Origin of the sequence: Haloquadratum walsbyi C23 (assembly GCF_000237865.1) — an archaeon.
Taxonomy (GTDB): domain Archaea; phylum Halobacteriota; class Halobacteria; order Halobacteriales; family Haloferacaceae; genus Haloquadratum; species Haloquadratum walsbyi.
Map to the genome: position 1 here is coordinate 2,593,554 of NC_017459.1, position 12,888 is coordinate 2,606,441.

11 protein-coding genes and 1 pseudogene are annotated in these 12,888 nt (G+C 46.7%); 4 read left to right on the forward strand and 8 right to left on the reverse strand.

Going from position 1 to position 12,888, the window contains the following annotated elements:
- Window positions 1-436: 436 nt before the first annotated feature.
- A complete protein-coding gene (locus HQRW_RS11670; RefSeq protein ID WP_014556748.1) occupies window positions 437-1,759 on the reverse strand; it encodes an NHL repeat-containing protein in 1,323 nt (440 codons plus the stop codon).
- A gap of 96 nt (window positions 1,760-1,855) precedes the next feature.
- Window positions 1,856-2,257, reverse strand: a complete 402-nt coding sequence (locus HQRW_RS11675; protein ID WP_014556749.1) for a VOC family protein — start codon at window positions 2,255-2,257, stop codon at window positions 1,856-1,858.
- A gap of 729 nt (window positions 2,258-2,986) precedes the next feature.
- Here HQRW_RS11675 and HQRW_RS11680 point away from each other — a divergent pair.
- Window positions 2,987-4,099 (forward strand): metal-dependent hydrolase, encoded by a 1,113-nt coding sequence (locus HQRW_RS11680; protein ID WP_014556750.1) that lies wholly within the window; start codon window positions 2,987-2,989, stop codon window positions 4,097-4,099.
- A gap of 88 nt (window positions 4,100-4,187) precedes the next feature.
- Here the strand turns inward: HQRW_RS11680 and HQRW_RS11685 are convergent, their stop codons facing one another.
- Both HQRW_RS11685 and trmY read right to left on the reverse strand, forming a co-directional pair.
- Window positions 4,188-4,733 carry a CHY zinc finger protein gene (locus HQRW_RS11685; RefSeq protein ID WP_014556751.1) on the reverse strand — a complete coding sequence of 182 codons (546 nt, stop codon included), beginning with the start codon at window positions 4,731-4,733 and terminating at the stop codon, window positions 4,188-4,190.
- Between the two features lies 1 nt (window position 4,734).
- On the reverse strand, window positions 4,735-5,325 hold the full coding sequence (gene trmY, locus HQRW_RS11690) for a tRNA (pseudouridine(54)-N(1))-methyltransferase TrmY (RefSeq protein ID WP_049892078.1): 591 nt from the start codon (window positions 5,323-5,325) through the stop codon (window positions 4,735-4,737).
- On the opposite strand from trmY, the pseudogene HQRW_RS17010 reads away from it, so the two are divergent.
- Window positions 5,278-5,492: pseudogene (locus HQRW_RS17010) on the forward strand (RNA-guided endonuclease TnpB family protein); the annotation flags it as partial. The gene trmY and the pseudogene HQRW_RS17010 overlap by 48 nt on opposite strands.
- A gap of 22 nt (window positions 5,493-5,514) precedes the next feature.
- Here the strand turns inward: HQRW_RS17010 and HQRW_RS11695 are convergent.
- The 4 genes from HQRW_RS11695 to HQRW_RS11710 form a co-directional block, all read right to left on the reverse strand.
- Window positions 5,515-6,600: a hypothetical protein gene (locus HQRW_RS11695; protein ID WP_065757391.1), complete on the reverse strand. Its 1,086-nt coding sequence runs from the start codon at window positions 6,598-6,600 to the stop codon at window positions 5,515-5,517.
- Window positions 6,587-7,504 carry a S49 family peptidase gene (locus tag HQRW_RS11700; protein ID WP_014556753.1) on the reverse strand — a complete coding sequence of 306 codons (918 nt, stop codon included), beginning with the start codon at window positions 7,502-7,504 and terminating at the stop codon, window positions 6,587-6,589. Before HQRW_RS11700 ends, HQRW_RS11695 begins: the two co-directional genes overlap by 14 nt.
- A 225-nt stretch (window positions 7,505-7,729) precedes the next feature.
- Window positions 7,730-8,503 carry an ABC transporter permease gene (locus HQRW_RS11705; protein WP_014556754.1) on the reverse strand — a complete coding sequence of 258 codons (774 nt, stop codon included), beginning with the start codon at window positions 8,501-8,503 and terminating at the stop codon, window positions 7,730-7,732.
- Between the two features lie 2 nt (window positions 8,504-8,505).
- Window positions 8,506-9,456 carry an ABC transporter ATP-binding protein gene (locus HQRW_RS11710; RefSeq protein ID WP_014556755.1) on the reverse strand — a complete coding sequence of 317 codons (951 nt, stop codon included), beginning with the start codon at window positions 9,454-9,456 and terminating at the stop codon, window positions 8,506-8,508.
- Between the two features lie 389 nt (window positions 9,457-9,845).
- Here HQRW_RS11710 and aceA point away from each other — a divergent pair, with 389 nt between their 5' ends.
- Together aceA and HQRW_RS11720 are read left to right on the forward strand one after the other, a co-directional pair.
- Complete coding sequence (gene aceA, locus HQRW_RS11715; protein ID WP_014556756.1) at window positions 9,846-10,880, forward strand: isocitrate lyase; 1,035 nt, start codon at window positions 9,846-9,848, stop codon at window positions 10,878-10,880.
- A gap of 597 nt (window positions 10,881-11,477) precedes the next feature.
- Window positions 11,478-12,815 (forward strand): tRNA pseudouridine(54/55) synthase Pus10, encoded by a 1,338-nt coding sequence (locus HQRW_RS11720; protein ID WP_014556757.1) that lies wholly within the window; start codon window positions 11,478-11,480, stop codon window positions 12,813-12,815.
- Window positions 12,816-12,888: the final 73 nt, after the last annotated feature.

Genomic DNA, 12,888 nt, shown 5'->3' on the forward strand with positions numbered 1-12,888 from the left:
GTGACATCCTCCCGGCTGTGAACGACTGTGTTTTACCCATAAGTCCACAGCATCCCAACGTGGCGTTTTAACCGCTGTTGAGGAGGATTTGAGACAAATCCTGACGGATTGAGACGCCGATCAGGATTGCCGATTGGGCCACAGGGGCTGCTCAAACCGGGTCATCTCGTTGTCGGCATACCCAGTTGCTTGGGATGGGACTCCAACTCCCGACGATGAAACAATTTTTACTGTTTCGCCCCGCCCATATCTTCGGGACGACTTATGCGTAAAAGACAGCGCTTGAGCTCAGGGTTGTTCACGAGGGTTAATCATATGAAAATTCGATCAGGGTGTCGTTGGAATTTGAAACTAAATTTAGATTAGACGCCTACAATTGTCAACATCAGGATTATGTCGGATTTATATCACGCAGGATATAGGTGATTGTGTATGCTCATCTGTTCTTTAGTACTAATCCACTACCGCATATGATGCTTATGAGCGCGAGTACACCTGTCGCAACATGGATTTCAGTAAACCAAAATGGGGTTTGGATGCCAGTTTGAATCCCGATTAATAGTAAGGATAGGATTGGAATATTTCGACCTGTTGCTGTACTCGCTGCAGTATCGATATTATTAGCATTGGTATATGCAACCCCACCAACACGCTCACCAGCTGGTAGGCGATCAGCCTCATATGGGACTTTCTGCGTTTGGTAACTCCAAACAGCAACACCACTATTATTGATTTCGACAATTCGCTTGTTCAGCGAGTCAGTGATCAATGTATTTCCGTTCGATAACCGGTCTGCATCGCGTGGCCAACTAAATGGAACCCCCTCAGCTGCAGCGATGGACCACGTGACCTCCCAGCTATCATCAGCCCCGCGGTGAAGTTCGACAATACGATCATTATGACTGTCAGCAACAAGGACGGTTCCATTCCCAAGCCACTGTGGATTGTGCTGTTGACGAAGTACCGATGGGTCGCCCTTTCCATTCCCAGATTCATCTTTATTAATCACCTCAACGACGCCATGACCGCGCTCAATAATAACAAGTTGATGTGCATTCCGGACAGAGACAAGAAATCGGTCTGAATCAATGACATCAATATCGTTAATATGTAGCCAGTCTGTTCGTGTCGGATCTGGTGGTGCATCATATGTTTCGTTTGCATACCACTCCCAGGTTATTGTTCCATTATCAACAATAGCGATTCGCTCAGCATCCATATCGGTAAACACATATTCATTAGGTCCAAGTCGCTCAACATCATGTACTTCACTGTTTACCCGAGTCCGAACAGGAAATGAATACTCATCAGTGACAGTCGGTGAGCTATCTGCGGTTATTTCTGGCGGATTAATAACCCGAAAGCCTGTGCGCGCACATGGTTCATCATATGGTCCACAGGGGGTTGTCTCACCGTTCATGTATCCCGCAAGAACGGTGCCAGTCGGCAATTTTGTGACATCAAAGTAACTATCAGCATCAGCAAGTCGCCAGGCAACGGAGCGCCCATCAAGTTGATACACTGAACCATCATCGTGGAGCCCCGGACCACCTCCTTGTGACCCAACAATTGTCACTCGACGGTCATCTGCTGCAACACCGACATTAGGGGCCACTGCAGCAGCAAGCACAACTGAGAATACAAAAATACTAATTCCCGCTAGCATAACTGCAATCCCACCACGGCGTCCGGAAATGCGACGTATACCTGAGATAAGTCGAGAGAGAAATGAGTATGAGTGCGAGTATCCAGAGGGCATTGGTGATTACAGGACAGATGAACGAGGTAAAAAACAGTTCGATGCGAACACGAATATATCAGGAATTATCGAGATACTCCGGATAATATGCATCGCTTAATTCGATTGTTGCTCGGATTTAATCTCAACTCGATATCCGAACGGATCAGTCACATAGACCGCAGGTGCAACCCCAGTTGCTCCTCGTGGGGTTAATCGTCGATCAATGTCAATATCTGCGTCTGTAAGCATCGTTTCAATCACATCAATCGACTCTGCAACGCGAATTGCAACATGATCCGCAGCTGTCCGGTCTGGCTTACTAAATTTTGGGTCAGGTTCAAGATGTAACACTGACCCGGGACTGATTCGTACCGAAAAGAATGGTTTCTCATCTGATTCATATGCAGCCATGCCTTCAATTGCAAACCCGAGTCCATCGTGATAAAATTTGACTGCATCGACTCGCCCGTCTGTCGGAATGTAATATTTTATATGATCAACGGCAGTTCCGTGCATATCACTACTTTGAGGTCAATATTGAAAAATATCAGCCGGTCGTGGACTGCCTCGGGGTCAAGCCGTGTGATATTCCCCTCATATCGCTTGTGAATTGAATGCTATCGAGACATACTTTATTTGTAACCGATACGGGTGTCTCAGCGCTCAGATGTAGCTTTTAAGAAAACATATCATTCGATTATATCTTGAACAGGCGCAATATCACGCCGATCACGGCATGGATATGCGCCATCGCCAGGTAAACTCCGAATATTTTTGCTGTGCCATCGTGCATTTTGTGGTGTCGGCGCATCGGGTATCAGCCCAATAAAGCCGAGTATCTGAGAGCTGTTGGCTCAAATGTCCAGTCATCCCGACAACGAGATTATCCCCGACGTGGGGAATCAAAAGCAATCATCGGGCATCTAACGCTAAGGTAAGTAACTCCGAGTGGTGACGCCTGCTGACGTCCCGATGACACAAACAATACCTGGACACCACATACCGGTCGAGAATAGGAGTACCGTGGGACAGCATTCTTCGGAGGCTGCCAACGACCGGCTATACGTCGATTCGGACGGTATGTGAGTTTGGCAGTCTGCAAACCTGAAACTCCCATCTGGTGGTACACGGTGTTGTCGGATTCTTTCCGTCTTGAGACCGAGGATGATCTCAAACGATGTAGATTGAATTAATAAAATAAGAAGACATATTTTCGCCGCAGACACATCTCGCGTTAATTAATTAATGTTTATTGGTCATGAGTTCCTGGCATTTGCACTTGCTGTTGGTCTCTCATCTCAGACGGGAGCCACAGATGTGCAGATTCGATCAGTCGGACTCCTTGCTGCGATTGCGGCGTTTCTTCCTGATCTTGATGTCGGATATGCCATCATTACATATGCTCTTGCTATCGCCTCAGGAGCACCAATCGGATGGGGTGCATTCTGGGGAGTCGCAAATAGTGTGCACCGAACTGTCACTCACTCACTACCGATTGGTATTACGGCGGCACTGATTGCATGGGGAAGTGCAAATTTCATATATCATACGAGTCACTCAACTTCTAATATCAAAATAACCACGAACACTGGGAGTAATCTTATTATATATATACTATCGTTATACAGAGAACAGTCACTGATCCTTGCTGGTGTGATTGGAGGTAGTGTTGTCATTGGATTCTATATTACGGCTGGCGTGAGTGCAAGTGCCGTCGCCGCTATTTTTTTTATTATCATCGGACTTCTTGGGGGGATCACCTGTCGACAGACGGTGTTGACAGCAAATCAGATTGGCGCTGCAATCGCGATTGGGACGATAACACACCCATTTGGAGATGTCTTCATGGCTACGCCACCACCGCTATTTGCTCCGATTACATCGCTGATTGGGTGGCATATTGAACTCACGCGCTTCACATTCGCGTCTCACCCGACGCTGAATCTTCTTGGTGTGCTCTTTATTGAAATTGTGTTTATTTGGCTCGGAGTCAGTGCATTTGCCAAAGTGACACAGCGATCTGTCCGTGCGTATGTCGACCGACGAGCGCTGATTGCAGCAGGCTATGCGCTTGTAATGCTCAGCTTTCAACCACCAACGATGGCTGATGCCCATCGACTTGGCTTTACTATCGTCCCGTTAGCTATTAGCATCGGAGTATGGAGTGGGGTAAGTACTACAACAAAGTTTTGTGATGAGCGAATGAGTGAGCCAATAGATACCACCACTGCTGGCTATCGACGCATTATTGCTGTACTCACCACTGATCGTTCTCTTAGAGCAGCTGTCACGAGTCTGAGTGCATTGACTATTGCTGGAGTTGCATACACTACTGCGATGCTCTTCATCATATTGTGAGGAAATGACGACTTAATCTATATGAGGATAGCAATCATCACATGAGACTCTGAGTTGTCGCCAGCACTCAGTATTGAATTAGCGTGCATCATGATTGGCTACATTCGACGTCTGTTTCAAAATATAGCGCATGATGTTGACGACACCCAGGATTGAACGCTGCTCCGCAGATTGGACACATGACTCCAGTATCGAGATATGTTCGTGCAGATAATGTTGTCCGACAGACGCCACACAATACTGCAGGGTCGTCAAGTCGCTCTGCCGGCCACGGGTCAACCTGTGACCGTATCTTCTCCTCATGTGGTGGCTGACACTCACCGTTCTCTGTATGGCAGAGATCATTACGATCATTAGGTGATCTTACTGAAGATAATAATTGCGTCGTTTGTGCATGAGCAACGACTGCAAGATGACAGCGATAACATGGGGAAAAGACTTCACAGCACCCAAATCGTAGCGCAATAACATCGCTTGGACCTGTCCAATGCGCACACCGTGTTTCTGCGTCAACACTCACACCACAGAGCGTGACCGCAAACCGATCATCTGGCTGGGGTAACCAACTCGTCTGCTGGTCTCCTGTTGTTTCGTGTACTGCAGGCAGGTATTGTGACAGAGGTGAATTGTCCATATTAGTACTGGTTATATCCGTTCGTATCTAGATAGTTGTGAGCAATGGTAATTGCATGATCAGCATGCAGTATCATCGGTCCAAGTCGAATTTGGTGTTCGGCAATATCGCCGAGTTGTTCAATCTCGTCATTAGTCAATGAGTGATGATCTGAAAGTACAAACAGAGGGTCATCTGGTGGATCAATATCAACAATTGGTGTGCCTGTTTCGTGTAATTGGATTGGTGTCGTCTCAGTTTTCAGTCTGTTCACCGTCTCAGCAAAACCCATGCGTCGAATTGAGACCCCAGGTGTACTTTCAGCAGGCATATGACCAATTGCTTTCTCACGGTTTTCAAGCGCAGTGCGTATTAATGCTGCTGTGCTTCGTTCATCCGGATTAAGTCGCTTAAGATTAGCACCATCAAACTGGACGGTGAATTGATTATTGAGGACAAGATGGACGCGGACGTCCTCGCGAATACCGTGTGAACAAACAAGTGCGCTTGTCACGCATCGACAAAGGATATCAAGTCGCCCTGCACCACCAGCAAGATCGTCTAAGTTCGGGAACCCTCCTGTCCGTCGTGTGGGTTCGAGTATGACCGTGATGCGAACGCGTCGTTGAAGATCTTAGAATGCGGTTTTTCTGAACTAAGGGTAGGATGACCCGAGACACGTTCATGGAGGCTGCGCTGCCTACAGATACCCATTCAGTATCTGCAAAGCGCGTCGTAGAAACGGGAAGCCTCGGGGCTTTGATTTTGATGTTGATGTGACCCCGAGGCGATTCACACTCGACTACTCACTTGGGGCTATTATCGATTCTGGCACCGGTGATGGACTTGGACCGTCACCAGGTCTAGGTGCAGTTGGTGCTGTTGGGGCTGTTGGGATTGCACCACCAGTGCTTGCTCCAGCGTTTTGAGCTCCATTGGAGTCCGGCGTCGCGGGGGCACCAGGTCGCTTATTTCCACTTACAAGGAATGTCGCAAGATTACCGAGTAACACTTCATTATGTGCGACGTACACATTCGTCGGCATCATAAAGTCAGTGTCACCGACGATAGCAACATTTCCTGACGTTGCTGCGACCGTGTAAGTTGCCTCACGCCGTGTTGGTTCACGAACAGTTCGATCAACTGTATTGAGTGCGGGTTCTGCAGAGGCTGTCGAAATCGCAACTGCTTCTCGGAGAACAACACGGTCAATCCCCTGAGAAAGGGGATTTCTGCTCTCAGCTGGAGTCGTCGCATAAATACTCTTGAAGTTATTCTGGTACTCATGCATATTATAGAGATACCCAGACTGTGCAGCAAATCCAAAGCTGGATGCAAGACCAGTATACTGTGCAGAAGACTCCTGAATCGAGAGCCCTAACAAACCACCGCCAACGCTGATGGCTGCGGGATCTGCAAGTAATGTCACACGACCGCCAGCGTCTGCAAACTTCTCAAGACCAGCCAATTGTCCCGATTTGTATGGTTGTGTTGGGTTCGCAATGACAACTGCATCTGCACTTCGGAGTGATTCATTCCATGCTGGTCCACGAGCCTGCTCGCGAGAGAGAATCTGAACTGTGTGACCACTCTTGACAAGGGCGTTCGTCAGCGTTGAAAGCTTTTCATCAGAGAGTCGATTCGAATGCGCTTTATCAATCAAGACTGTTTTCGACTCACCTGGACCTGGTCCATCAACGGCGATATTCCCCTCTTCAGTATTTGGTGTAATCTGGACACTGTCTGTGTTCGTCTGTCCTGCGGCGAGATTTGTCACCTCAGGCGTCGTCCCACCACTCACAAATGGTATGACTAATGCACCGATGAGAACCACTGTGACAATGAGGGCAAAAACCGCAGCTGGAGCAGTGAGCTCACGCACTTGCATTGGCATCCACCCCCATCCCCGGGTCATGATATGGAATTTCATTGATTGCTAACGGTTGTGTCACCGGGATTGCCATTGCATCGTTTGATGTCTGTTGTTTATATATCATTTTCTGCCCATCAACAGTTGTTGCAAAGAAAATAAGACCACCACGTGGTGGCTCCTTCCGTACGATATCATAGTCCTCCATTCCAGCCATCTCAGCAGCATGATCAATTGCAACTGAGAGTGTCCCGAGTTGATCGATTAACCCATTTTCGGCAGCACGAGGACCAAGGTATGTCTTTGCATTCGCTATTTCCTCTCGCGAAAGTGTAATATTTTCACCACGATGTTCAACTACACGGTTGACAAACTGTCGTTTAAGTGATTCAACTTGCTGACGTCGTTGTTCGGTTGTTGGTTGTGCCTTATCTGGACCTGTTCGGATAATCCGATCTGGCACAGGTGCTGTCCCACCGGCACCAATCACCCCAACACTCCCGACCTGCCCGGACGAGAGCATAAATGTCTCATTCGCTGGTAATATTCCATAATATGCTCCAGAGGCACTAACTCCTTGAACAGAGGCAACAACAGGTATCTCCTTTGCAGTGCGAAGCACCTCAAGATATAATCGTTCGCTCGGGGCAACTGCGCCACCACCGCTATCGACTTTCAAAACAACCGATTTAATCGAGTCGTTTATTCGCGCTTCTCGAAGGTCTTCAGAAAGAGTATCGACCTTTGATCCAGTGATTACTCCTGAGACTGTGATTACAGAAACGGTCCCCTCAGACTGAGCGGACTGCGCATAGTCGTAAGCGACGGGGGCAAGAACTGCACTTACCACAACCGCTGCAGCGACGGCAACAATATAGAACGTATTTGTTGACCCTGCAGACGAGTCATTATTACGGCTCATGCTACGTTCATCTCTCAATAGTCAGTAAGTTAAATTATCCCAGGCAGTGCTACTGAGTCTGCAACACTTGTCGGCATGAAGAGTAATATCATCCAAACGAAAATCATGATGACCTACCATCCAGTATCTTGCGGTCACATACAAAATCTGAAATGTATATATGATGCCCTCTGTGAGGAAATACGAGACCTCAGTGAATATCTCTGTATAAAGATATAATAACCCTCACTCGGTGAGTCCATATCCACGACGAAACAAAACAATATCTCCAATAACAACAATACCGGTCAGTCCCACAAGAACGATTAATGATTGTGTCGGGTCAACTTCACTTACGCCAAGAAATCCAAATCGAACGCCATTGACCATGTATATCATTGGATTCAGCAAAGATACCTGTTGCAGTATCAATGGAAGTTCGTTGAGTGAGTAAAAAACGCCACCAAAGAATACCAGTGGGCGAAGAATAAACTGATTCATCATCGTTAGATCATCAAAATCATCAGCCCATAATCCCCCGGCAACGCCTAACGCGGCAAATAACAGTGATATGACAATCCCAAATGCAGCAAGATAAACCGGCTGTGCAACGCCAACAGCGGTAAAGAATGCTCCAATAAGTGCAACGAGTATCCCAACAATCACTCCACGAAGAGCAGAAGAGAGGACATACGCGATCACCATGCTTCGGTATGAGAGTGGTGATGTAATTGCCTCCTCAATATACCGATTCCATCGACCATGAAAAATAGAGAATGAGGCATTCTCAAATGCGTTCGAAATAGCACCGAGAACGACCAACCCAGGCAGAATAAATAAAATATAGGGAACACCAGCAATCAGGTTAATCCGTTCACCAAGAACAACGCCAAACACAGAAAAGTATAATATATTTGTAATAAAGGGTGGAATAAATGTATTTCGTGGTCGACGAATAAATCTGAGTGTTTCTCGGCGAAGTAATGTAATAAATCCGGTAAGATCAATATCTGTGGACATGCTCACGGCGTAGTCATCTCCGTTGATTCACGTTCGTCGCTGCGTGTCATCTCGACGAATACTTCCTCAAGTGACGTGCGCTTGATCTCCAAATCAATAATCTCATGCCCACTTGCATCGAGTTTCCTTACGATCTCAGGAGCAACAAGCCCCCCACGGTGTGCTGTGATTACTATCCGGCGTCCATCGAGATTGACAGTGACAATACGATCATCATTACTGGTCAAATCTGGAATAGCCGTCGGTGAATCACGAAGTTTGACGACAATATCATCTGTTCCCCGGTTCATTAATGTCTCTGGACTTGCAACATCAATGACACGCCCAGAGTCAAGAATTGCAACCTCATCACACAGACGCTCGGCTTCCTCTATATAATGTGTTGTCAACAAAATTGTCGTTCCACCCTCATTTAATTTAGTGATTGTTTCCCAGAGTTCGCGTCGGAGTTGCACATCGACACCAGCCGTTGGTTCATCGAGAATCAGTAGATCTGGGTTGGTAATAAGCGCACGGGCGAGCACAAATCGTCGCTTCATACCACCTGAAAGCCAGTCAAATCGCGTATTACGCTTTTCATATATTCCCACGCGCTTGAGTACCTCTGCGGCTCGATTACGTGCACGTTCTTTACTGATTCCATGATATCCTGCTTTATGTGCAAGCACCTCTCGGATTGGAAAAAATCGGTCAACGTTGAACTCCTGTGGGGCAAGCCCGATGCAATCACGAGCTGCTTGGTATTCAGATTCAACATCATGTCCAAACACCTTTGCGGTCCCACCAGTGGCGCGAACAAGACCAACTAAAATATTAATGAATGTCGTTTTCCCAGCCCCATTTGGACCAAGCAATCCGAAAAACGATCCCTCTGGGACGGTTAGATCGACGCCAGATAGGGCTTTGACATCTCCATATGACTTCTCAAGGGCGTCGATCTCAATCGCAGGCATGAATATAATCCGTTCCTGCGCCGATTAATGCTTGTTGAAACCGATTTTTATTATAAAGTGATCATAACAATGTGGATAGCGTACACATGCTAATACCTTGATAGGTTATGCTGCCAGTTAAAATTGGAAACTATTCGCTACCTGAATGGTTAGTCTATTTATCAATACAGCAAGATGTTCTATCTCAGGTGATACCTGTCAGATGTGACTATAATACTAACAGCGGGCTGGTCATAATATATACTTGTCCAGTAACGAGTGTATGTGTGACATGTAACATCATACCAACTTAGGAGTTATTATCTGACTTATTCGAATAACGAATATTATCATTATAAATCATTAACTTTTTGTATATCATACAAAATGATGATGATGAGGACAACGCAATGAATCCAACAGAACTCGACGATAATGTCTTTAATCGCGATATTGACAACCCACAGGGTGAAAAGTTCCGCAATCAGCTAAATAACCAGGATTTTGTCTTCGCTCCTGGGATGTATCATGCACTTGATGCTCGAATTGCGGAGATGACCGGTCACGATGCTGCGTATATGTCTGGATACTCGACAGTGTTGGGACAATTCGGGTTTCCCGATCTTGAGATGGTCACAATGACTGAAATGGTTGAGAACGCAAAACGAATGGCTGAGGCGACAAACCTTCCAATCATTGCTGACTGTGACACCGGATATGGTGGCATACATAATGTCCGTCGTGCGGTTCGTGAATATGAAAAAGCAGGTGTGGCTGCTGTTCATATCGAAGATCAAACAACGCCAAAACGCTGTGGACATATTGCTGGCAAACAAATTATCTCACGCGAAAAGGCTGAAGCGCGGTTTACCGCGGCTGTTGATGCAAAACAGTCTGAGGATACAGTCGTTATTGCTCGAACAGACGCCTACGGTTCAGCAAATGGTGACTGGGAAGAACATCTTGAACGTGGACGGATGTATGCAGATGCTGGTGTTGATCTTGTGTGGCCTGAGATGCCAAATCCAAGCCGTGAGGATGCTGTCAACTACGCTGAAACGATTCATGAGACACATCCAGATCTCAAACTTGCGTTCAATTACTCATCGTCATTTGCATGGTCCGAAGAAGATGACCCACTTACCTTCGAAGAACTTGGTGATCTTGGATACAAATACATCTTCATTACACTTGCCGGATTACACTCTGGTGCACATGCCGTTTATGAAGATTTCAAGAAACTAGCCGAGGCAGATGAGACTGGACAGTTCGAACTTGAGGACCGATATCTTGAGCATCCAACCGAGAGTCATCATGAACTTTCATTCGTCTCGCGATATCAGGATATCGAGACAAAATTCGACCCCGAGGCGCGTCGCCGAATTGAACAATCTGAGGGATTCAGTGATGAAGAGACTGATCCCATCACGAGTGATGATGATTGATCAGTAACTGATATTTATTATCCTATTTGATCATAGTCAAGGGCAGGACCCCTTCCTCAAGAAATGAGTGAAGCGAACGAGTAGCGAGGGGATACACCCGATAATAATAATATTGGTATTCGATTCTGGCATGTTTAAAAGCGTCTAACGTGGAAATCATTCAAACCGCTAGAACAGACGGTAACACCATCCGTTCTTGTCGTCTCGCCACAGTTTGGACAGGTAAACTCAACCTCTCAGCAAAGATGTTTGAAGAAAGAGTCTAGTGGGGCTGTGGACACCCCATAATAAAGAAGTCTCTCCAATTTGAAGTACAGTTGGAATTTAAATTAACCGTCGCTTGAAGCCCGAACCCCCATGCCCGTCCTCACGAAAATTGTCTCCGACGGCTAAGGATCGGGGGAGTTCACATAGATTCGACTTTCAGGCGGTTCTCTTGTCGATATATTGGTATCGCGTGACTGATGTTGGTGTTGGGCGATGATCATCAAATTTCGTGAGTGGATATATGCACCAACTGATTCGACCGCAATATGGATTTAAACTCGTGGACAACAGAAGAGAAAAACACCTCCCATTGGAGAGACACATATATTCATGAGTATTCTCGAAAATGTCCGCGCACTTGCTACACAGGATCCACTCTGTGATGCGTGTCTTGGTCGAGTCTTTGCCGACCGAAGTTTCGGGCTAACAAATACAGAGCGCGGTAAGAGTCTCCGCATTACAGTTTCACTTGTCGATGACACACCATATGAATCGATTGACACAACAGCATGCTGGGTCTGTGAGGGTGCCTGCGCTGACGACCAGTTTGACTCGTGGGGGCAGCGTTGTGCGACTGCGGTAAGTGATACTGAATTCAACACATATCAAGTTGGCACAAAGACGCCGCCACTCATCGAAGAGAATGAGACGCTACTTCGAGAAAGTATCGGACTCCAAAGTGACGCTGGTGAGTTATTCAAATCAGAGTATAATCGCGAAGTTGGTAAGCGAGTCGGTCAACGTACCGATACGACAGTTGAATTTGGTCGACCAGATATTCAATTTACCATCGATCTTGAGGCTGATAGTGTTAATGTCGATATTCACTCTGCATTTGTTTATGGGCGATATCGCAAGCTTACGCGTGGAATTCCGCAGACAGAATGGCCCTGTAGCGCCTGTGATGGCTCCGGATATCAAGGGAGCATCGCCTGTGAAACATGTGGTGGGTCTGGATATTTATATGACGATAGCGTTGAAGAATTGACAGCACCTGTTGTCTGTGATGTGATGGATGGGACCGATTCAACATTTCATGGTGCTGGTCGCGAAGATGTTGATGCGTTGATGATTGGGACCGGTCGTCCATTTGTCATTGAGGTATTCGAACCACGGCGTCGAAATATTGATATCGACCGACTCGAAGGAGATATCAACGCATTCGCGGATGGTGCAGTTGAGGTTGAGAATCTTCGACTTGCGAATTATGAGATGGTTGAGCGGGTGAAAGAAATTGAGGCATCAAAACGCTATCGTGCAGCCGTCGTTTTTGATGCACCAATTAATGTCACCGATTTTGATACAGCACTAACAACACTTACAGATACGACAATCGAGCAGTATACACCGAACCGAGTTGATCATCGTCGCGCCGCCATAACTCGAACCCGAACGGTATACGATGTTGATGGGACACTCGATGATCCAACACATGCAACCGTCGAGATACACGGTGCTGGTGGATTGTATGTCAAAGAACTCATATCCGGAGATGATGGTCGAACCGAGCCAAGCCTCGCGGGATTACTTGACACTGGAGCAACGGTAACTGATCTTGATGTCCTCGGTGTCTATGCTGAGTCCGAGTCTGAGTCGTTTGAGGATGACGCATACTTCCGAACTGTGGACGCATCGTCACATCCAATATCTCACTCAGCATCGGAGTGAATATCCACCATTCGATGACGAATTGAGCAGTTAATCCTTCATTTGATATATAAAATCATAAGAAATGTGTAAT